This is a genomic window from Plantibacter sp. (assembly GCF_059073635.1).
Genome location: NZ_JCACOF010000008.1, coordinates 163273 through 184412, shown reverse-complemented (window position 1 = coordinate 184412; position 21140 = coordinate 163273). Strand labels below are relative to the sequence as shown.

Sequence of the window (21140 nt, the reverse complement as noted above, 5' to 3'; positions counted from 1 at the left end):
GACAAGCTCAGTGACCGGGGTGGGGGCTCAGTGAAAGGGGTCGGGCTCAGTGAAAGGGGCGGGCTCAGTGAAAGGGCAAGCTCAGTGACCGGGAGTCGTGCGCAGCGGCAGTTGCGCGCGGCCGGACCGGCGCGGCTAAACTGGTCGGCTCGCCAGGCGGTGGGCGGCCCGGCGCGAACCAGCGCGGGCCCGTTCGGGAGCGATCGGCTCCCTGGGGAGTGCGCACCATGGGCTACATCGACGTCAGCGACCTCAGCTACACGCTGAGCGACGGACGGACCCTGCTGGACGAGGTCTCGTTCCGCGTCGGCGAAGGGGCGATCGCCGCGCTCATCGGAGCGAACGGCGCCGGCAAGACGACGCTGCTGCGGATCATCCGCGGCGAGCTCCAGCCCGACTCCGGGGTCGTCTCCATCGACGGCGGCCTCGGCGTGATGGACCAGTTCGTCGGTCGCGGTGACGATGACCGGACGGTCCGTGACCTCCTCGTCCAGGTCGCGCCTCCGCGGGTCCGTGCCGCGGCAGAGGCGGTCGACCGCGCCGAGCTCGCCCTCATGGAGGACGACGTCGAGGCGACCCAGATGGCCTACGCGACGACGCTCGCCGAGTACGCCGACGCCGGCGGGTACGACCAGGAGGTGCTCTGGGACAGCTGCTGCGAGGCGGCACTCGGGGTGCCCTACGACCGCGCGCAGTGGCGGACGCTCGGCACGCTGTCCGGCGGCGAGCAGAAGCGGCTCGTCCTGGAGGCCCTGTTCCGCGGCCCTGAGCAGGTCCTCCTCCTCGACGAGCCCGACAACTCCCTCGACGTCCCGACGAAGCGCTGGCTCGAGGGGATGCTCGCCGAGACCCGGAAGACGGTCCTCCTCGTCTCGCACGACCGCGAGCTCCTGGCACAGGCGGCGACCCGCATCATCACCCTCGAGGTCGGCGCGGCCGGCAGCACGACGTGGACCCATGGCGCGAGCTTCCGCAGCTACCACGAGGCCCGCGACGCCCGCCTCGACCGACTCGACGAACTCCGCCGGCGCTGGGACGAGGACCGCGTGAAGCTGCGCGCACTCGTGCTGCGTCTGCGCGAGCAGGCCAAGTTCAACGACTCCATGGCCTCCCGCTACCGCGCCGCGCAGACCCGACTCGCCAAGTTCGAGGAGGCCGGTCCACCTGAGGAGCGGCCGAAGGACCAGCAGGTCACGATGCGCCTCCGCGGCGCACGCACGGGTCGCCGCGCGATCGTCTGCACGGGGCTGGAACTGACCGGCCTCATGCAGCCGTTCGACGCGGAGATCTGGTTCGGCGAGCGCATCGGCGTCCTCGGTTCGAACGGTTCGGGCAAGTCGCACTTCCTCCGGTTGCTCGCCGGCGGCGGGACGGATCCCGATCCGGGCGCCGGGCACCTCGCCGCAGCGGGCGACGCGCTCGTCCCGGTCGAGCACGACGGCGACGCCAAGCTCGGCGCGCGCGTGCAGCCGGGGTGGTTCGCACAGTCGCACCGGCACCCCGAACTCGTCGGCCGGACCCTGCTCGACATCCTGCACCGCGGCGACGAGCACCGGTCGGGTCTCCCCCGCGAGGCCGCCAGCCGCGTGCTCGACCGCTACGGTCTGGCGGGCGCGGCCGAGCAGCCGTTCGAATCCCTCTCGGGCGGACAGCAGGCGCGCCTGCAGATCCTCCTACTCGAACTCTCCGGTGCCACGCTGCTCCTGCTCGACGAGCCGACCGACAACCTGGACCTCGTCTCGGCGGAGGCGCTCGAGCAGGGTCTGGCGGGTTTCGAGGGCACGGTGATCGCGGTCACCCACGACCGCTGGTTCGCGCGCGGCTTCGACCGCTTCCTCGTCTTCGGCTCCGACGGCCGGGTGCAGGCCTCCGACGAGCCCGTCTGGGAGGAGACCCGCGTCGACCGCGCGCGATAGCGGGTGTCGCCGCAGTGTCACCGTCCAGGAGGACGACTGAGGCGACACCCCCCTGCACGTGTGGCGACCTTGGTCAACCCACCGTGATCCACAGGCACGTTCCATACGCTTGCAGCAACAACCCGATCCCGGAGGTGATGGTCATGCAGTACAGCATCGCCATCGGCCGCGTTTCGTACGACATCGAGTCGGGTGTCGACATCTCGGCACTGATGAGCGAGATCGAGTCCGCCGTCCAAGCCGGTGGTCGCTTCGTCCACGTCCCGCTCTCCGCAGATCGCAACCTGGACGTCCTGGTCAGCCCGGGCCTGCAGGTGACCGTGGAGTCCTTCGCGAACCGGGCGCTGGAGATCGTTCCCGCCATCGAGACGGAGAAGCTGTCGGGTCTCGACGAGTACGACGAGTTCGGCGACTTCTGAGCCGAACGGCCGGCGGCTAGGAACCGAGCGTCGTGCTCGGATACTCGCCGAAGCGGTTGGTGTACGAGGCGGAGAACCGCCCGAGGTGCGCGAACCCCCACCGCCTGGCGACCTCCGCGACCGTGGCCAGCCCGGGGTCGGCCTTCCGCAGTTCCTCTTGCACCCGGTCGAGCCTGACCCGTCGCAGGTAGTCGATCGCGGTGATGTCGTGCTCCCGACGGAACGCGCTCTGGAGGCTGCGCTGGCTCATCCCGACGGCTTCGGCCACGTCCTCCGTGCGGATCGGGAGGTGCGCGTTGGCGATCATGAATTCGATGGCCGCGCGGGTCTTCCCGGCGTCCGGCAGGCCGATCTCCACCGGCGCGTGCAGGGCCGTATGCGGGAACGTCTCGAGGAGCGCGATCGCCGCCGACCGGTTCGCCTCGGCGCGGAGGACGGCAGGACTGGTGTCGTCGTAGATGACCTTCGCGACGGTCGTCACGGAGGCGGCCCAGCGACGGAGCTGTTCGCCCGTGGGGCGAGCCGTCGTGTCGAAGAGGATCGGCCCACTCGTCCCCTCCACTTCGGCCGCCACGCGCTCCAGGAACCCGCCGTCGAAGTGCATGAGGTTCTGCCGGTAGTCGGTGAAGTCGAACTCGGCGAGTCGGTCGTTCGCGAACATCGCCGGCTGACCGTGCACGAGCTGCATCGGCGCGCCGGCGAGGTCGGTGGCCCCACTGCCCGCCGTCAGCCAGGAGACGATGTACTCGCCCTCGGTGAGCACCGTTCCGGTGACGCGTCCGGTGAACTGGGTGGCGCGCAGGGTCAGCTCGTCGTCGCCGATCGCGGTGTACCGGAAGGTGAACGCCGATTCGGTGGGTTCGATGATCATCGAGCCGGCGTTGTACGCGCCGGCGAACAGATCGCGAGCCTCATCGACGTCGCGGCCTGCGACCTCGGACCGCTCCGCGGGTCCCGTCTCTTCGCTCATCGCTCATAGAATCTCACGGCGGAGCCCGGCTGTCATCCCGTAGCGGGTCGTTTCCGGCCCGAGCAGACCACTCGATGTCAGGCGGTCCCTTGCAGGAAGCCGTGTTCCGCACCCAGGACCTCGGTGAGCGCGGACGACGCCATGCGGGCGAACCGCGGGAGGACCGTGGTCTCGTGGACGGCGGTCGGGCGCTCGGACCAGACGGTCACCACGATGAGGCCGCCTTCGGTACGGAGCGACCAGGCGACGATGTGATTCGCCGGAACCCGGACGGTGTCGCCGTCGACGTCGAGGCTGAGGGACGTCCGACTGAGGGACAGCCCGCCCTCCGCGTCCAAGCTGGCGTGCGAGGTCTGGAACACGATGTCCGTGCGGTCGATCAGGCGACGTGAGGCTCGCGCGTCGTCCAGGTCGAGGAAGTCGGGCGCGCTCTGGAGACCGGTGGTCACGGTGGCACCCCCAACTGGTGTTTCAGAGACGTCCGACGGCCGGAGCGCGTCGAGACGATGGTCGGTCAGTTGTCGCCGACCGTTCGGATCTACGCTGCGGACTCGACGCGCTTCGCGGCGCCGGCTGCCGGCTCGGGGACGACGCGCATGCCCTTGGCACTGTTGGCCTGCTCGAGGAGCGCGGCCAACCACTCACGGTTGAGCTCGGGGGCACGGCTGCCGTAGAACGAGAACTGGAGGGGGATCATCGGGTTCAGCCAGAGCGACTGACGTCCGGTCCCGCGGCCGGGAACGGCTTCGAGGTGGAAGGCGAAGCTCTCGTTGCGGCGGAACTTCGTGAAGATGACCGTCTGCAGGTGTGCGAGCAGTCGGTCTTCGATCTCGTGCGGGGTCGGAGGGGTTCCGTAGAGGAGGTTTCCCATGAGGCGCGCCATCCGTTCTGTTTCGGTGCCGGGCTGGTTCCCGGCGCCGTTGCTAACGCTAGATCTTCTAGCGATCCCCCGCTCTGACCTATCCGAAATGCGTCGGGTATTGCTCGGAACCGGGTCGGCGTTCAGGCTGCACTCAGCTGCCGAAGGCCCATGCCTCGCGGTCTCCGCGCAGTCTGGCGGCGAGCGCCGTCGCCTGTTCGTCGGTCAGCGAGGCGACGTAGTCGAGGATGCCGCGCGCCCGACCGAGGCGCCCCAGGGCGCGTGGGTCGCTCTGCGGGCGGCCACTGTCGGACTCGGGGTCTGCCGGGAGCCAGTCGGGGTTGTCCGCCCGGAGTCGGAAGTAGCCGTCGGTGGCGAGTTCGACGAAGTCGAGGAGCTTCTGCGGGGCGCGCGGGCCGTCACGGGGGTCGTCGAGCCAGCTGTCCAGTTCGGTGACGAGCACGTCGAGCACCCGCGACTGGCCTCGCTGGTAGGTGGCGAAGTCCGGCCGGTCGATGACGAACCGGGTGTGGACGAACTTCAGCACGGTGACGTCGTGCCACGCCTCGGGCAGGAGCGACACGTGCCCGGAGCGCACGTTCGGCTCCTCGACGACGAGGACGGAGCGCTGGAGGCGACCGATCCAGGACGACACGAACGATTCGATGGCGCGTTCGGTTCGGCTGGAACCGTCGAAGGGCACGGCGAGGAGTCCTTCGACGAGCTCGGTCGCGACCCGCTGGACCGACGCCCGGAAGTGCTCGTCGCTGGCGATCCACGGGTCGCGTGAGACGATCCGCCGGCGCAACAGCTCGAGCGAGTGGCCGGGTGCGCGGTTCCAGAGTTCGTCGGCGTCGAGCGCGGCGAGGGTGTGCTGGTCGCGGAGGAAGGTGCGGAACTCGACCGCGACCGCCGCCTGCTGCAGGACGCCGGCCCGGTAGAAGTCGTCGAGGTCGTGCAGGGAGTAGGCGATGTCGTCGGCGACGTCCATCACGGAGCACTCGACGGTCTGCTGCCAGGGCGCGATCGCGGTGAACGCGCTGCGGGCGTCGAGCATGTCGTCGAGATCGAGGGTGTACGCGGAGAACTTCGGCGGCGCGGTCTCCCAGCGGCTGGCGGTTGACCCGCGAGGCATGCGGGTGGGGTCTGCCGGGTCGAGGTCGGGGCGGTGGATGGTGCGGCCCCAGGGGTACTTGAGCACGGCGGCGCGGGAAGCGGCCGTGAGGTTGAGGCCCTCCTTCACCGTCTCGCACACGTCGAGTGCGGAGAGGATGCGGAACGACTGCGCGTTGCCCTCGAAGCCCTCCGCGAGGCCGAGCCGCTCACGTGCCAGGCGGTCGAGGACCTGCTCGCCGAGGTGGCCGAACGGTGGGTGGCCGAGGTCGTGGGCGGAGGCGGCGGCCTGCACCACGACCGGGTCGCAGCCGCCGAGCCGCTCGACGATGGCGTTCTGCTCGGGATCGGTCGTGGTGAGCTGCATGGCGATGGCGCGGGCGACCGCGGTCACCTTGATCGAGTGCGTGAGCCGGTTGTGGACGACCTGACCGACGCCGGAGGGCGAGACGACCTGCGTCACCGCGGACAACCGCGCGAAGTACGGGGAGAACCGGATGCGCTCGAGGTCGACCCGGTACTCGGGGTACTCCTCGCCGGTCGCGAACCGGTCCACCGGCTCGGGGATGAGGCGCCGTCGCCGCTGGTCGTCGTCCATCCCCTCACTGTATTGCGCGCGCGGGTGGGAGACTGCAGGGATGCATCCGATCGACCGTCTCCGAGCCGAGGTCGCCGCGCACGAGTCGAACGCTTGGGCCCACGAGCTCGGCTGGAAACCGCTCTTCGTCGCCTCCCCGGAGGCCCGCGTGCTCATCATCAGTCAGGCGCCTGGTCGTCTGGCGCAGGAGTCGGGCATCCCGTGGAACGACCCGAGCGGCGTCCTCCTCCGCTCCTGGATGGGTGTGACGCCCGAGGAGTTCTACGACCCGGCGAACGTCGCGATCATCCCGATGGACTTCTACTTCCCGGGCAAGGGGGCGAGCGGCGACCTGCCGCCGCGCCGCGACTTCGCGCCGCGCTGGCATCCACGCCTGCTCGAGCAGCTGACCGAGGTGCGCCTGACGATCCTCATCGGCGCCTACGCCCAGCGCGCCTACCTCGGACCGCGGGCCGGTCGCACCCTGACGGAGAACGTCCGTGCCGCGGAGACCCACCTCCCGCTCTTCCCGATCGTGCACCCGTCGCCGCTCGCGCGCGGCTGGCGCAGCAAGAACCCCTGGTTCCAGGAGGAGACGGTTCCCCTGCTGGCCGCGCGGGTGCGGGCGGCGCTCACGACGTGACGAATAGGCTGATGAGGATGCCGGCACGCCGGCGTCTGATCGAAGGGACGAGGGGCACGTCGTGAGCGATGAACCGAGCGCTGGCGACGGACTGCGGCCGCCGGCCGAACCGCTGTCAGGGCCGAGCTCAGCCAGGGAGCCTGCCGCGTCGGCCGCTGGATCCGTGTCAGCCGCCGACCCTGGAGCAGCCGACCAGGACGGACCGGTCACCGGGCGAGCGTCCGGCGTCGGCATCACGCTGCTCCTGTTCGGGCTGCTGGTGGTGAGCTGGCTCGTCCAACTCTCCTTCGCACTGCAGGGCGAGTTCGGTCCGTCCGAGGACCGGCTCAGTGGCGGCGGGACGCTCGCCGGGTTCGTGCTCGGCGCCGCGATCGCGATCGGTTCGCCCATCGTCGTGCTCATCCTGCAGGCGCGGGTCCACAAGCGGACACCTCGACACTCGATCGTCGCCGTCATCGGCGCAGTCGTCGTGCTCATCATCGCCGTACCGATCAACGCGATCGTCGTCGGCCTCCAAGCGGTGAGCGTCATCAGCGGAAGCTAGGCGCTCCGTCGCCGCGCCGAGCTCGTCCATCGGGACCACGTTCGCGGGCGGTGCCAGGGACGACGCAGGCGCTCTATTCGGGGCGCCACTGTCACCCAGAGTTCGGTGACTCGGGACGGCCCTCGCGGGTCCGTCGAATGCGGAGCGACCAGCCTCGCCGCCGTCCGATCTCCCGTGCTCCCACGTCGAGTTGCGACGAGGGGCTCGACGGTCCGATGCCCGGCGTGCGCCTCGAGACTGCGTCCGCTGCAGGGCCGTCCACACGTCGCTCACGCGCAAGGTTGAGCGATCGAAGGGCTGGTCGTGAGCGAACGACTCGCTCGTCCCCGCAACAGGCGGTCGAAGACGGCTCATCGCCGGCCTCCTGACATCCGAGGACGCGCTCGCCATCGCTGCCCGCCCGGTCCGCGGGACGCGGCTTCGATGCCGAGATGCTCGCGGTACCAGCGCCGTCGCGACGCCGACGGCGTCCGGAGTCGAGCTGCGCGAAGGAGACAACCCGCCGATGCCGAGAACTGCCCATGGGTCGATCGGGAGCTTATCGGAGCGCGATGCGAACGATCCGCCGACCCCGACGCAGACTCGAGATCGGTGCTGCGGCGACGATCACGGCACACTACGGTGCACGTCACGCTGTCGCTCACGTGATGGTCGATCTGCGGCTGGTCGAACCAAGTGACTCACCCGGAATCGTCTACGGCGCGAGCGGCATGTTGATCTCCGCTCAGCGGCATAGGCGTCCTCTGACGCCGGCATCGATGCCGAGCTTCTCGCGTTATCTCGCCGCGTCGTATGGGTCATTCCTGCGGGCACCCGCCGATGCCAAGCACGTCCTGGGTTGCAACGACGCGCAGAACACCGGCTACATGGACGACTGTTGGTCAGCGGGTGCCGCCGGCCATGTGGACGTTTGGTGAAACTGCGGCGTCTGCCGCAATCCGCGATGGTCGAGAGAAGAACTCGGCGTCCAGGTGGCACCTGGAGGCGCTATCGGCCGTGGCTGTCGATGCAGAGAACTCGATGGCACAGCGAACGCCGATGAGACACTTCACCGTCGCGCGTCGACTGGCTTCTTGCGTCTGCGACGTCTGGCCGGTGGCGAACCACTGATCCGAGACACCAACTCAAGTGCGCAGAACTGTCGTGGGTTTCGCCGGTCAGACGATCTACCGAACTGCAACGCTGCCCGCTCCACGAGGCGGCGTCGCACTGGACGCCTGGTGGCGCGAGGGGCGCGGATCAGCCGTGTCCGTCACGTTCAGGGTTCGTGGCACGCGACCCGTGGACAGCGCGACTGTCCGGCCTTCCACCTGTGATGTCATAACGTGTCAAACCAGTGGTGCGTTGAACCGGTTGAGACCACCATGATTTCCGGGCCACTTCCATCTACGCTCAACCGCGCGTGCACGAGCTGCTCGCACGGACAACCTGCGCGCGGGGCGCGCATCTGTCCTCACGCTCTGATCACCTGAGCACGATCGACCGGCCGTGAGTCGAACGAGACGAAACCGAAGTGCGGCGAACGCCTGAGCCGGCGATCCATGCACGCGATCGCACTCGTGGGCGCGCGAGCTCGCGCAGAACCGCGGCTTTGCCGATCTTCGAGCAACAGCTGCCCCGGTGACGATCGACCACGCGCAGCGATCGCGGCGACTCCGAAGCTTGGGAACCCTGGCCGGTGAACTATCCGATGATCGCGCGTGCGCGCCGAGCGCCAGCGCGCTGCGCGCCACGCCGCGTCGCCCCCGCTTCGCAACGCGACCCGACCGTGCGCGCGCGCAGCGGCCGCACGCGACGCGACCGAGCAGGAGCGGCCGCCGCCGTCGCCGCTGCTCGTGCAGCCGGTCAGGCGTGCGCGGTAGCCCACATGTTCGACCACGCTCCGCACGCTGCGACCTACGCCGCGAATGCCGTGGGCCTCAACGGAGACGGTAAGACCGCCGAAGAAGCTGAGCGCGCCTGGCAGTGGGAGGAACTGGCACCCAAGCTGCGCCCGATCGGCTTCCCCAAGGGTCGGTGACCGACCCCGCCGCGGGAAGGCATCCGAAGGCCGCGACAGCGAAGAGGCTGTTGTCGTATCGAGCCCGAGCGGCTCGCCGCGAGCCGCCCTTACAGACCGGCGATTTCAGCCGATCGCACGACGAAGTACACGAGGATGGCGACGAATGCCACGACGAGGACGACAGCGGTCCAGAACATCGCGATGCGAAGCCGCCGCGTCTGTGGAGATTCGCCGGGTCGATTCCAGGGTGCGCGAGCCATGGAGCAACCATAACGGGGGGCGGCCCACGCTGAGCAAGCCGCCGCTCAGGTGCCGAGCTCTCGACATCGCATCGGGAACGGCCGAGAGCCGACGCGACGTGCCCGAACCACCGCGAGCGAGGGTCGAGGAGCCCTGGGCAGGTTGACCGACCGGATGCCCCGGCACTAGGATGCTTCGGGTCGAGGGCGTCCCCGGCGCACGGGGATGAGCACTCAACGGCTACCGGGTCGATTGCGATCCGGTCGCATGGCTCCAGCGCCTCGCGGCAGATCGTCGAGATACGCCAGCTCTGCCTCGGACTCGCAGGGCACTCAACGTCGTCGATCCGCGAAGTGCGGACACGACGGCTGCAAGCTCAATCCCTTCCGCGATGCAGCAGCCGATTGTAGGCCTCGGCGACCAGGTCCGCGACGGCGGTCGAGATCCTGCGGTGCACGCGCGAGCGCCGCGACCAGGGCGTCGTCGCTGATGGGATTCGAAGGCTCCGGTAGACCTCATCGAAAGCAGAGCACCGACATGATCGCCGAGATCGAGATCATCGAGACCACGTGGCTCTCGTCACCGCCGGTCGCGCGCTGGCCACCCGCGCGCAGCGTGACGTACCGCGAGGTCCCATGCGTACGGATGAGGTCGCGCGAACGTCATCGAGCAACTGCGCGTTCGACGCGCGTCGCCACGAGAGGTCGACGTCAGCTCAGGCGACCTCGAGCGAGGTTGGATCGAGGTCATGTCCGGCACCGCCGCGACCCTGCGACAGCCCAACGGCAGTCGGCGACGCGACCGGCTCCGAAGCTCGAGCGAGTCGTCGGCCGGTCGCCCACCATGGAGTGAGACCGTCGCGGCGAGCTCGGAGCGCCACTACGAAGTCCGGCAGCTCGGACTGGGACGTCATCGTCTTCGCGGCAGGGTTCGAGATCGCCGGAGCTACCAGAGCCGTGACGGACGACATCGACGATCTGCGGCGCTCCAGCGCGTGTCGGAAGCGGTCACTGCGTCGCCGAGGGATAGCAGCCTCATCCATGCTGTCCGATCATCGCCCGGAGGCTTGGCGCGAGCGGCAACTGAGCGACGACGAAGAGCACTACTTCGCCGTCAAGAAGCGGGCGGAGGTCGCGCTGACCCGCCAGCCGATCGACTGGGTCATCCTCCGCCCGTCGCTGCTGACCGATGACCCGGCCCGGGGAACGGTCGCCCTGGGGCCCGCCGAACTCGCACGACGAGATCACGCGCGCAGACGTGGCTGCGGTCCTCGAGGCACTCATCCTCGAGCCGAACATCAGCCGACGGATCCTCGAACTGAACGCCGGGCCGACCGCCATCACCGAGGCGGTCGGCCGCATCGCACACGCCTACCAGGCGTAGGCCTCCGGGGCCTGGCCACCGGGGCCGGGGAAGAGCTCGTCGAGGGCGGTGAGGTCGTCGGCGCTCAGCTCGATGTCGACTGCTGCGACGGCGGACTCGAGCTGCTCGATCGTGCGCGGTCCGATGATCGGGCCGGTGACGCCGGGCTGATGCAGGAGCCACGCGAGACCGAGGGACGCCGAGGTCCAGCCACGCTCGGCCGCGAAGCGGTCGTAGGCGTCGAGCTGGTCCTGCTGCTTGGCTCGGGCCTCGGTGATGCGGGACTCGCCCGATCGAGCGCGCTTGTCGGAGGAGCCGCCGCTCAGCAGCCCACCCGACAACGGCGACCAGGGCAGGATGCCGAGCCCGTAGTGCTGCGCGGCGGGGATGACCTCGAGTTCGATCGAGCGCTGCGCGAGGTTGTAGAGCGACTGCTCGCTGACGAGGCCGAGGAAGTGCCGCTGTGATGCGACCTCGTTCGCCTGCGCGATGTTCCACGCCGCGAAGTTCGAGCTACCGGTGTAGACGACCTCGCCGCGCGCGACGAGCACCTCCATCGCCTGCCACAGCTCCTGCCAGGAGATGTGCCGGTCGATGTGGTGGAACTGGTACAGGTCGATCCGGTCCGTCTGCAGGCGCTCGAGCGACGCGATCGCCTCACGACGGACCTGCCAGGCCGACGCGCCACGCGCGTTCACGACGTCCGAGCCGTCGTCGTTCGGGGCGACCATGGGCGAGTGGACCTTCGTCGCCAGGACGATGTCGTCACGGACGCCGGGACGGGCTGCGAACCACCGGCCGATGATCTCCTCCGTCGCCCCACGACCGGCGCTGCCGCCGTAGGCGTTGGCGGTGTCGAAGAAGTTGACGCCGAGGTCGAACGCCCGGTCCATGATCGCGAACGAGTCCTCCTCGCTGGTCCGGTCGCCGAAGTTCATCGTGCCGAGCACGATCCGGGAGACCGCCGTCCCCGTGCGGCCGAGGTGCGTGTACTTCATCGTTGAGCCCTTCTCATCGTCGAACCGGGCCGCGATCCCGCGGCGCGTCGAGTGTGTCACGGAAGCCGCCCCCGGCACCCCCGGCTCGACAGGGCGGCCTCGACCGGCTACAGCCCGAGGCGATACCGTGGCCTGATGCTCAGCCTCACCGACGTCTGGCCGCTCTTCGGCCTGGAGATCCGCACGCCGAGACTCGTCCTGCGCCTCGTACGCGACGAGGACCTCCCCGGATTGATCGAAGCCGCCCTCGCCGGCGTCCACGATCCCGCCGTCATGCCGTTCTCCACGCCGTGGACCGACCAGCCGCGCGAACAACTCATCCGCGAGACCGCGCGGCACCTCTGGACCCAGCGTGCAGGCGCGACGCCGTCGTCCTGGACGCTCAACCTCGCGATCCTCCTGGACGGGACGCCGATCGGTCTGCAGGACATCGGCGCCCGCGACTTCGCCGTCACCCGGACGGTCGGGAGCGGTTCATGGTTGACGCAGGCACAGCAGGGCAAGGGGCTCGGCATCGAGATGCGGGCGGGCATGCTGCAGTTCGCGTTCGACCACCTCGACGCGCAGGTCGCGGTGTCGGACGCGGCCGTCTGGAACGGCGCATCGCTGGGCGTCTCGCGACGACTCGGCTATCGGGACAACGGCCTGCAACGCTTCATCGGCCGGCCGGGCGAGCTCGTCGAGTCGCAGGGCCTCCGACTGCACCGCGACGAGTTCGTGCGACCCGACTGGACCGCCGAGGTCACCGGACTCGATGCGGCACGGTCGGCGCTCCTCGGCGAGGCGTCACGCCGACTGAGGGCGCCAGTGTCCGACGTCATCGTGACGGCGATGACCGACGGGCTCCAGTCGGCAGCGACGAGGGTCGCCACGGTCGCAGCCGGGGACGCCGGCACGCAGCGGGAGAACTCCGCAGGGTCACGGAACCGCCGTGCGCGTCGGCGATCGCCCGCGCCGCCGGCAGGCCGAGCCCGACGCCCTGCACCGCCTGGTCCCGGGCGTAGTCGGCCCGGTAGAACTTGTCGAAGGCCTGACGGAGTTCGTCGGCGCTCATCCCGACGCCCGTGTCGCTGACGGTCACCTCGACGTGCCCGGCACCCGGCTCGACGACCACGTCGACCGTCCCATCGGCCGGCGTGAACTTCACGGCGTTGGCGACGAGCTCGGTGATCGCACGGTGGACCTGCTCGGGGTCCGCAGAGACGACCGCCGCCGCATCGGCGTGCAGTCGGACGACCGGACCGGAGACTCCCGCGGTCGCCGTCTCGATCGCACGCGCGGCGACGTCCGTGAGGTCGATACGGCTCGGCTCGATCTGGACCGTGGAGTCCGACGCGGCCAGCAGCTCCTGCACGCGCTGCTCGAGCGCGACCGCGTTGCGCTGGACCACCCGCAGGGCCGGAAGGAGACCGGGGGCGTCGACCTCGGCGTCGTCCATGATCAGTTCGAGGTAACCGTGGATGGAGGTGAGCGGTGTCCGCAGCTCGTGCGACACCGTCGTGAGGAACGCCTCACGGACGTTGATCGCGTTCGCGAGTTCGGTGACGTCGTGCGCCACGATGACCGTCCCCAGGTGCGTGTCGCCGTTCCGGACCACCCGGGTGGAACTCGCCAGGATCGCCCGCTGGCGGCCGGCCTCCCCCACCCATTCGAGGTGGTTCGACAGCAGCTCACCGCGGAGCGCTCTCGGGATGATCTGCTCGTCGAACGGGATGGGCGTCCGCCGGTCGGCCTGGAGGACGTGCGGACCGGCGTAGGGCGGGGTGTCGAGCCGGAACCCGACGGCGCTGACCATGTCGACGGCGTGCGCGTTGGCCAGACGCAGGGTGCCGTCGGCGGTGTAGAAGGCGACGCCGGCGTCGACCGTCTCGAGGATCGACTCGGCGAGCGCCTCAGCATCGAGGGCCCTCGCGAGCGAGACTTCGAGCTCCGCCGCCTGCTCCCGGATCGCCCGCTGGCCCCGTCGCAGTTGGCGGGCGCCGATGTTGACCGCAACGGCGATGCCGATCGTGAGCAACGGCAGCAGGGCCACGTTCAGCCAGTCCACGGCGCTGGTCGGCGTGCGCGCACGGAGCAGGTAGGGGGCACTGCTGATGAACAGGGTCCCCACGACAGCCAGGATGATCATCCGCGGGGTGAAGCCGAACGCCAGCCAGAGGACGGGGAAGATGCAGAGCAGGCTCGCCCCCGGGGCCACGCTGATGAGCTCCATGCGGACGCAGGCGACGGCCAGCAGGTCGAGGACGGCGATCGCGGCCATGGCGGACGTCGGCCAGCGCTCCCACGGGAGGACCGCGGCGAGGACGGTGCTGACCACCGCGATCGCCGTGCCCCCGAGCACGGCGAGGGTGAAGAACCGCTCCGGCAGGACGACCGCCACGAGGATCGCGACGATCGCGAAGGCGATCGCGAACGGCAACTGGGCGCGGGCGAAGACCCGGAGGCGGCCGTGTCGCGAGGCTTCGGGTTCCAACAGCGGCACGATCGCCCACTCTCTCCAGCGCTGGCCGAGGGGTCGTCGGCCGGATTCCACGTCGATCAGCTGATCGATCGTCAATCTAGCCGATCAGCGCGCGATCGTCCGTCGGCGAGCTGCTTGAGAGCGCAGCGGGCGGCGATTCGCGTTAATCGGACGATCGAGCGGCGCAGATCAAGCCCTCGCGAGCCGTGGATCGGCGTTCGGCGCAGGCTCCGGTGCGGACGGCCGGCGGTCCAGATGGATCCCGGCGATCATGCAGCGGACGGAACCCCCGGCGAGCTCGATGGTCGGGACGTCCAGTGGCAGGATCCGGCAGCTGCGCTCGATGACCGCCAACTGGTCCGACCGCAGGCTCTGGACGGCGCGACTCGAGATCGCGAGGAGGCGCTCCCCCGCCGCCGACCGCAACTCGATCGCGTTGCCGGCGAAGTCGCAGACCTGCTCGTAACTGAGGTCCACGATGTCGCGTCCATGCGCGGTCAGGCGCTCCACCACCTGCTCGCGGCGCACCGGTGAGGCGATGAGGTCGAGGCCGACGAGGGCGAACTCGGTCGCCACGCCCATCATGACGTTGGTGTGGTAGATCGGGACCCCGTGCGGGTCGACCGCGTCGAAGACGAGCGGCTCGTAACCGAAGTTGGTGCAGAACCGCTCGAGGGCGATCGGGTCGGCCCGGTGGGATCGCGCGACGAACGCCACCCGTGCCGCGTGGTCGAGCACCATCGCACCGGTGCCCTCGAGGAACACGTCGTCGAGCTCCAGCCCCGAGTAGTCGATGACGTCCTGCACGCGGTACTCGCGCTTCAGCATCTCGACGATGTCCCAGCGACGCTCGCGTCGGCGGTTCACCGCGTACATCGGGTAGACCGCCAGGTGCCCGCCCGCATGGGTGGACAGCCAGTTGTTGGGGAAGACGCTGTCGGGGCGGTCCGGGTCCTCGTCGTCGAACAGGTGGACGCGGACGCCCGCCGCATCGAGCGCCTGTGCCACGGCGGTGACCTCGTCGAACGCCGCGTGAGCCACCCCGGTCACGGACGCCGACGGGACGCCGTCCGCGACCTGGAACACGTTGTCGGCCGCGGTCAGCGGGTTCGGCGTGAACCGGTGCGGCCGGATGAGCACCACGGCCGACGGCGCCTGGACGGACATGTCGGACTCAGCCGACGGGAGAGAGCGCGCCGACGAGTCCGAAGAGGTCCTTCGGGTCGTCGGGGGCCGCGACGAGGTCGATCTCCTCGAAGTACTCGCTGCCGTCGACGGAGTCGCGGAGGAAGCGCAGCGCCGTGAAGTCCTCGATGGCGAAGCCGACGGAGTCGAAGAGCGTGATCTGCTCCCGCGAGCTGCGGCCGGGGACGGCACCCGTGAGGACCTGCCAGAACTCGATCACCGGGAAGTCGGGAGCCATCTGCTGGATCTCGCCCTCGATGCGGGTCTGCGGCGGGAATTCGACGAAGACGTCGGCGCGATCGAGGATCGACGCCTCGAGCTCCGTCTTGCCGGGGCAGTCGCCACCGATGGCGTTCAGGTGCATGCCGGGCTCGACCAGGTCGTTCGTGAGCACGGTCGCGAGCGCCTTGTCGGCCGTGCAGGTCGTGACGACGTCCGCGCCCGCCACGGCGTCGGCGGCACTCGTCCCGATGACGACCTCGAATCCGAGCGGCTCCAGGTTGCGCGCGAACTTGTCCATCGCGAGCGGGTCGACGTCCCAGATCCGGACGGTGTTGATCCCGAGGGCGGCCCGCATGCCGAGGGCCTGGAACTCGGCCTGGCTGCCCGCGCCGATGAGGGCGTGGACGCTCGAGTCGGGACGGGCGAGGTGCTTGGCGACCATGCCCGAGGTCGCGGCGGTCCGGAGGGCCGTGAGGAGCGTCATCTCAGCGAGGAAGGTGGGGTAGCCGTTGTGCACGTCGGCGAGGACACCGAAGGCCGTGACCGTCTGGTAGCCGCGTGCCGGGTTGGAGGGATGGCCGTTCACGTACTTGAAGGCGTAGGTCTCGTGGTCGCTCGTCGGCATGAGCTCGATGACGCCGAAGGGCGTGTGACTCGCGACGCGCGGGCTCTTGTCGAACGACGGCCAGCGGCGGAAGTCGGCCTCGAGGTAGTCGATCATGCCGGCGATGATGCGCTCGGGACCTCGGTCGGCCGTCCAACGGATCATGTTGCGGACATCGACGAAACGCGTCATGACGTTCCCTCCAGACGGGTCGGGGTGTGAGAGCCACCGTGCGCAGATCGCACCCGGTGCTTCGAGCCTAGATTTCGACGATCTGCACTTTCCATTCCAGAGATGCGCGATTTGTGCACAGGTTATGCACAATGTGAGTAAGTCGGTTGTACATTGTGAGCATGGCAGCGCTCGACGATCTCGACCGAAGGCTGCTGGCTGCGCTCCGAGCCGACGGCCGGGCATCGGTCGCGAGCCTCGCGCGGTCGCTCGACGTCACCCGGGCCACGGTCACCAGCCGCCTGGAGCGCCTCGTCTCCTCGGGCACCGTCGTCGGGTTCTCGGTCCGGGTGCGCGACGAACTGGACCCGGGGACCATTCGCGCGATCGCCTTCATCGAGGTCGAGGGCCGCTCCACGGACCACGTCATCCGCCAACTGCGCGGCTTCCCCGAGATCAGCGCACTCCACACCACCAACGGCGGGTGGGACCTGGTCGCGGAACTCCGCACCGAGACCCTCACCGACTTCGACCGCGTGCTCGGCGGCATCCGGCGCATCGAGGGCGTCGTCAACAGCGAGACGAGCCTCCTGCTGAGTTCCGTCCTCCGCTGACGACCCGGTCGCGGCGCTTCAGCCCCGGCCCCTGAGCTGAAACCCGGTCCCTGAGCTGAAACCCGGTCCCTGAGCTTGTCGAAGGGCACACGGCCTGACCCCGCCCTTCGACAGGCTCAGGGACCGGACGGGGAGCGCAGGGAACGGACGGGTGCGACGAGCCGACGCTAGAGGCGCGGGTCGATCGGCTCGGACTCCATGGCGAGCACGCCGAAGACGGCCTGGTGCACCCGCCAGGTCGGTTCACCGGCGACGAACCGTTCGACGGCCTCCACACCGAGCGCGTACTCGCGCAGCGCCATCGACCGCTTGTGGCCGATGTCCCGATCGCGCAGGCGCTCGAGGTTGTGCGGCTCCGTGTAGTCGGGACCGTAGATGATGCGCAGGTACTCACGGCCCCGCACCTTGATGCCGGGCTGCGCGAGCGACTTCTCACCGCGGACGAGGCCGGCCACAGGCTTCACCACCATGCCCTCACCGCCCGCACCGGTCAGCTCCTCCCACCACGTGGTCGCGGCGTCCTCGGAGGCGGATGCGGTGAGGTCGACCTCGACCGAGCGGGTCCGACGGATGAGCTCCGGGTCGGCGTCCGCGAGGCGGTCCGCGACCGAGAGGTGCCAGGCGTGGTCGCGGCCCAGGTGGCTCGTCCCCGGTCGAGGCGAGGAGCTGGAACGGTGCGAGCTGCACGCCCTCCAGACCGTTCGAGGGCGCGGTGTACGGGCGGTAGGCCGCGACGTAGGCGTCGGCGGCCTCGGCCCGTCGACGCGTCCGCTCGAGGAGGTCCGAGACGTCGACACCCGTCGCCGCCGCCTGCTCCAGCACGTGCACGGCCGCCGGGAGTGCAGCGGTCGCGGCAGCTCCGACCGAGGCGTACTGGTCGCGGATCAAGCTCTCCGCCTTCACCGACCACGGCAGCAGCTCGCTGTCGAAGAGCAGCCAGGAGGCGTCGAGCTCCTCCCAGAGACCGGCTCGCTCCACGGCGGCGTCGAGCCGGGTCAGGAGCGTCTGCGTCGTCTCCTCGTCGAAGAACGGCCGACCGGTGCGGGTGTGGACGGTGCCGCGCCACCCCGTGGGAGCACCGAAGGGTGCCGGATCACGCGTGAGCAGCACGACGGCACGCGAGCCCATGTGCTTCTCCTCGCAGACCACCCGGTCGAGCCCCTCCCGGCGATACGCCTCGAACGCCTCAGCGGGGTGCTCCAGGAGGTCCTTCCGCTGCGAGGTGCTCGGCGGACTCATCGTCGGCGGCAGGTAGACCAGGCGCCGCGGGTCGATCGCGAACCGGCTCATGACCTCGAGTGCGCCGGCCGCCGCATCTTCGCGGATGCCGACCCGGCCCGAGACACGGGTCTCGACGACCTGCTTGCCGAGGACGTCGTCGATGCGCAGCAGCCCGGGATCCCGCTGCTCACCGGCGGGACCGGTCGGGCGGCCGAGCGGCACGACGGGTTCGTACCAGACCTGCTCGGCCGGGACGTCGACGACCTCGCGCTCCGGCCACCGCAGGGCACTCAGCTTGCCGCCGAAGACGCAGCCGGTGTCGAGACACATCGTGTTGTTGACCCACTCGGCGTCGAGGGTCGGCACGTGGCCGTAGAGGACGGTCGCCTTGCCGCGGTAGTCCTCCGCCCACGGCAGCCGCACGGGCAGGCCGTACTCGTCGGTCTCCCCCGTGGTGTCGCCGTACAGCGCGAACGACCGCACCCGCCCGGAGGCGCGTCCGTGATACTGCTCGATCAGCCCGGCGTGCGCGACGACGAGCTTCCCGTCGTCGAGGACGAGGTGCGCGACGAGCTCGCGACAGAACCGCTCGACCTCGGCACGGAACTCCTCCGGCTCCTCGGCCAGTTGGGCGAGCGACTCGGCGAGCCCGTGACTGGTCTGCACCCGCTTGCCCTGCAGCGCGCGGACGAGCTTCGACTCGTGGTTGCCGGGCACCGCCAAGGCATGACCCGCGCCCACCATCCCCATCGCCAGTCGCAGCACGCCAGGGGTGTCCGGCCCGCGGTCGACGAGGTCGCCGAGGAAGATCGCGCGGCGTCCCTCGGGGTGCGCGGCGTCGATCGGTCGACCCTCCACGTCGCGCTCGATCACGTACCCGAGCTTCGTGAGCAGCGTCTCGAGCTCGCTCCGGCACCCGTGCACGTCGCCGATCGCGTCGAAGGGACCGCGCTCCTCACGGCGGTCGTTGAGCAGCGGCTCACGCACGAACGACGCCTGCGCGATCGCCTCCACCCCGGAGAGGACGTGGACCTTCCGGAAGCCCTCCTTGCTGAGGTGCCGCATCGACCGGCGCAGTTGGTCCTGCTGCCGGGTGATGACGGCCGCGCCGAACGAGCGGTCCTCGCGGGCCTCGTTGCGCTCGATGCAGACGCGCTCCGGGACGTCGAGCACCACGGCGACCGGGAGGACGTCGTGGTTGCGTGCCAGGTCGATGAGCGACTTGCGCGAGGCCGGCTGAACGTTGGTCGCGTCGATGACCGTGAGGAGCCCGGCGTCCAGGCGGCGAGCTGCGACATCGCGGAGTGCGGCGAAGGCGTCGGCGCTGGCGGCCTGGTTGTTCTCGTCGTTGGAGACGAGCCCGCGGAAGAAGTCGCTCGACAGGGTCTCGAACCGGCCGAAGTGCGTGGCGGCGAAGGTCGACTTGCCGGACCCGCTCACCCCGATGAGGACCACGAGCGACAGTTCGGGGATCGGCAGGGCGGCGGGGGTCTGCTCGAGGTCGCTCATGAGATGGCCTTCCGGAAGATGGCGAGCTGCGTCGGCGAGCCGAGCTGCGGGTCGACGTCGCCGACCGTGCGGTGCTCGACGCCGTAGCCGTACCGCTCGGCCGCGGTGGTGCACCAGGTCGCGAACTCCTGACGGTCCCACTCGAAGCGGTGGTCGGGGTGTCTGAACCCGCCCGCCGGCAACGAGGGGTACAACGCGTTGTATTCGCGGTTCGGCGTCGTGACGATCACGGCTTCGGGAGCCGCAGCACCGAAGATCGAGGCCTCGAGTGCATCGAGGCGCTCGGCGTCGATGTGCTCGACGACCTCCATGAGCACGATCGCATCGAGTCCGCGCAGCCGGCCGTCGGCGTAGGTGGCCGAGGACTGCAGCAGCTGGACACGCTCGCGGACGCGATCGCTCGCGTCGCGGAGCCCGAGCCGCTGCGACGCGGCTGCGAGCGCGCGTGCGGAGACGTCGGTACCGATCACCGAGGTGACCAAGGGATCCGCCATCAGGCGAGTCAGGAGGGCGCCCTCGCCGCACCCGACGTCGGCGACCGACCGCGCCCGCACGTCGGCGAGCGCCTGCAGGACCGCCTCGGCGCGCAGGCCGGCGAGCGCCGGGGCGCGCTTCGTCTGTGAGGCGGTGGCCGCGTCGTCCCCGTCGGCACCGTCGGTCCGCGCCTCCGGGTCCAGCTGCGACTGCGCATCGGTGACCATCCGCGACTGGTGCGCGAGATACCGCTTGGTGATCAGGTCCCGGTCGGGGTGGTCGGCCAGCCACCCCTCGCCGGCGCGCAGGAGTTTGCCGACCTCGTCGTCGGAGACCCAGTAGTGCTTGGCGTCGTCGAGGACGGGCAGCAGGACGTAGAGCTGGCGGAGCGCGTCCGCGAGGCGGAGGTGCACCGGTCAGCTCGAGGTCGACGTATCGCGAGTCGCCCCACGCGGGGACCGTCGGGTCGAGCGGGATCGCCCGTTCGACGACGGTCCAGCCGAGCGGACCGAAGAGTCGGGTCGCCAGCTGCTCCAGGCCTCGCGACGGCACCGCCGCGACCGTGATCGTCAGCGGGAGCGCTGCCGCGGCGAGCTCCGGGTGGGAGTCGCTGCGGCCGGTCATGGCGCTGCGGAACACCTGCCCGATCGCGACGGCGACCATCGACGACGACGCGTACGGTCGGTCGTTCACGTACTGCGAGAGCGACGCGCTGTCACCGCCGCCGAAGCGCTTCTGACGGACGAGCGCGATCGCGTCGACCTCGAGCAGCAGGGCGATGGTGCACCGCTCGTCGGTCGCCTCCGGGTAGAACACGTGGGCGCGCCCGACGCTGAGGTCGAAGCTCTGCGCCCGCGCGGGATGCTTGCGGACGAGGTGCCCCAGGTCGGCGGCCGAGGGCGCGGTCGAGGTGATGGTGACGAGCACAGGTCCATCCGTCCGGTCGGCGGCGAGGTTCCTGAAAGCCTAGCCGCGGTCGTGGTGCGTGCGTGAGTCGCCCGAATCTGCACGGAATTCGGCGATTTCCGTGCAGTTC

Annotated in this window: 17 protein-coding genes and 4 pseudogenes; 10 read left to right on the top strand and 11 right to left on the bottom strand. The window is 69.9% G+C overall.

The window, feature by feature from the left end:
• The first annotated feature begins 227 nt into the window (after positions 1-227).
• Both AC5JOC_RS08100 and AC5JOC_RS08095 read left to right on the top strand, forming a co-directional pair.
• Positions 228-1916 (top strand): ABC-F family ATP-binding cassette domain-containing protein, encoded by a 1689-nt coding sequence (locus AC5JOC_RS08100; protein WP_192004050.1) that lies wholly within the window; start codon positions 228-230, stop codon positions 1914-1916.
• Between the two features lie 143 nt (positions 1917-2059).
• Positions 2060-2335: a hypothetical protein gene (locus AC5JOC_RS08095; protein ID WP_124767897.1), complete on the top strand. Its 276-nt coding sequence runs from the start codon at positions 2060-2062 to the stop codon at positions 2333-2335.
• A 16-nt stretch (positions 2336-2351) separates the two neighbouring features.
• Here the strand turns inward: AC5JOC_RS08095 and AC5JOC_RS08090 are convergent, their stop codons facing one another.
• The 4 genes from AC5JOC_RS08090 to AC5JOC_RS08075 form a co-directional block, all read right to left on the bottom strand.
• Entirely contained in the window at positions 2352-3305 is a 954-nt protein-coding gene (locus tag AC5JOC_RS08090) for a helix-turn-helix transcriptional regulator (protein WP_494246075.1), read from the bottom strand.
• 77 nt (positions 3306-3382) lie between these two features.
• Positions 3383-3754, bottom strand: a complete 372-nt coding sequence (locus AC5JOC_RS08085) for a hypothetical protein (RefSeq protein ID WP_159876643.1) — start codon at positions 3752-3754, stop codon at positions 3383-3385.
• A gap of 89 nt (positions 3755-3843) precedes the next feature.
• Positions 3844-4176 (bottom strand): DUF7882 family protein, encoded by a 333-nt coding sequence (locus AC5JOC_RS08080; RefSeq protein WP_079706140.1) that lies wholly within the window; start codon positions 4174-4176, stop codon positions 3844-3846.
• Between the two features lie 142 nt (positions 4177-4318).
• The gene (locus tag AC5JOC_RS08075) at positions 4319-5875 is read right to left on the bottom strand and encodes a deoxyguanosinetriphosphate triphosphohydrolase family protein (RefSeq protein WP_124767894.1); all 1557 of its coding nucleotides are present in this window, start codon (positions 5873-5875) and stop codon (positions 4319-4321) included.
• Positions 5876-5915: 40 nt separating this feature from the next.
• On the opposite strand from AC5JOC_RS08075, the gene AC5JOC_RS08070 reads away from it, so the two are divergent.
• The 6 genes and pseudogenes from AC5JOC_RS08070 to AC5JOC_RS08045 all read left to right on the top strand — a co-directional run bounded on the left by AC5JOC_RS08070 (position 5916) and on the right by AC5JOC_RS08045 (position 10666).
• Positions 5916-6497, top strand: coding sequence for a uracil-DNA glycosylase family protein (locus tag AC5JOC_RS08070; RefSeq protein WP_124767893.1), 582 nt, complete (start codon positions 5916-5918; stop codon positions 6495-6497).
• Positions 6498-6660: 163 nt separating this feature from the next.
• The gene (locus tag AC5JOC_RS08065; protein WP_202938260.1) at positions 6661-7041 is read left to right on the top strand and encodes a hypothetical protein; all 381 of its coding nucleotides are present in this window, start codon (positions 6661-6663) and stop codon (positions 7039-7041) included.
• Between the two features lie 644 nt (positions 7042-7685).
• Complete coding sequence (locus AC5JOC_RS08060) at positions 7686-7958, top strand: hypothetical protein (RefSeq protein ID WP_494246072.1); 273 nt, start codon at positions 7686-7688, stop codon at positions 7956-7958.
• Positions 7959-8809: 851 nt separating this feature from the next.
• Positions 8810-9061: a putative immunity protein gene (locus AC5JOC_RS08055; RefSeq protein ID WP_494246070.1), complete on the top strand. Its 252-nt coding sequence runs from the start codon at positions 8810-8812 to the stop codon at positions 9059-9061.
• 857 nt (positions 9062-9918) lie between these two features.
• Positions 9919-10455: pseudogene (locus AC5JOC_RS08050) on the top strand (hypothetical protein); the annotation flags it as partial.
• A 16-nt stretch (positions 10456-10471) separates the two neighbouring features.
• Positions 10472-10666, top strand: a complete 195-nt coding sequence (locus tag AC5JOC_RS08045; RefSeq protein ID WP_494246069.1) for a hypothetical protein — start codon at positions 10472-10474, stop codon at positions 10664-10666.
• Here AC5JOC_RS08045 and AC5JOC_RS08040 read toward each other — a convergent pair.
• Positions 10654-11643: an aldo/keto reductase gene (locus AC5JOC_RS08040; RefSeq protein ID WP_124767888.1), complete on the bottom strand. Its 990-nt coding sequence runs from the start codon at positions 11641-11643 to the stop codon at positions 10654-10656. The genes AC5JOC_RS08045 and AC5JOC_RS08040 overlap by 13 nt on opposite strands.
• 135 nt (positions 11644-11778) lie before the next feature.
• On the opposite strand from AC5JOC_RS08040, the pseudogene AC5JOC_RS08035 reads away from it, so the two are divergent.
• Positions 11779-12267 (top strand): annotated as a pseudogene (locus AC5JOC_RS08035) (GNAT family N-acetyltransferase); the annotation flags it as partial.
• 193 nt (positions 12268-12460) lie between these two features.
• On the opposite strand, the gene AC5JOC_RS08030 reads toward AC5JOC_RS08035, so the two are convergent.
• The 3 genes from AC5JOC_RS08030 to ocd all read right to left on the bottom strand — a co-directional run bounded on the left by AC5JOC_RS08030 (position 12461) and on the right by ocd (position 16307).
• Complete coding sequence (locus tag AC5JOC_RS08030) at positions 12461-14125, bottom strand: sensor histidine kinase (protein ID WP_494246067.1); 1665 nt, start codon at positions 14123-14125, stop codon at positions 12461-12463.
• 168 nt (positions 14126-14293) lie between these two features.
• Complete coding sequence (gene ctlX / locus AC5JOC_RS08025; RefSeq protein WP_124767885.1) at positions 14294-15271, bottom strand: citrulline utilization hydrolase CtlX; 978 nt, start codon at positions 15269-15271, stop codon at positions 14294-14296.
• Positions 15272-15278: 7 nt separating this feature from the next.
• Positions 15279-16307: an ornithine cyclodeaminase gene (ocd, locus tag AC5JOC_RS08020; protein WP_124767884.1), complete on the bottom strand. Its 1029-nt coding sequence runs from the start codon at positions 16305-16307 to the stop codon at positions 15279-15281.
• A 161-nt stretch (positions 16308-16468) separates the two neighbouring features.
• Here ocd and AC5JOC_RS08015 point away from each other — a divergent pair, with 161 nt between their 5' ends.
• Positions 16469-16900 carry an Lrp/AsnC family transcriptional regulator gene (locus AC5JOC_RS08015; RefSeq protein WP_079704383.1) on the top strand — a complete coding sequence of 144 codons (432 nt, stop codon included), beginning with the start codon at positions 16469-16471 and terminating at the stop codon, positions 16898-16900.
• Between the two features lie 167 nt (positions 16901-17067).
• Here AC5JOC_RS08015 and AC5JOC_RS08010 read toward each other — a convergent pair.
• The 3 genes and pseudogenes from AC5JOC_RS08010 to AC5JOC_RS08000 form a co-directional block, all read right to left on the bottom strand.
• Positions 17068-19630: pseudogene (locus AC5JOC_RS08010) on the bottom strand (polynucleotide kinase-phosphatase).
• Complete coding sequence (locus tag AC5JOC_RS08005; protein ID WP_494246359.1) at positions 19627-20517, bottom strand: 3' terminal RNA ribose 2'-O-methyltransferase Hen1; 891 nt, start codon at positions 20515-20517, stop codon at positions 19627-19629. Before AC5JOC_RS08005 ends, AC5JOC_RS08010 begins: the two are co-directional and overlap by 4 nt.
• 58 nt (positions 20518-20575) lie before the next feature.
• Positions 20576-21031 (bottom strand): annotated as a pseudogene (locus AC5JOC_RS08000) (3' terminal RNA ribose 2'-O-methyltransferase Hen1); the annotation flags it as partial.
• Positions 21032-21140: the final 109 nt, after the last annotated feature.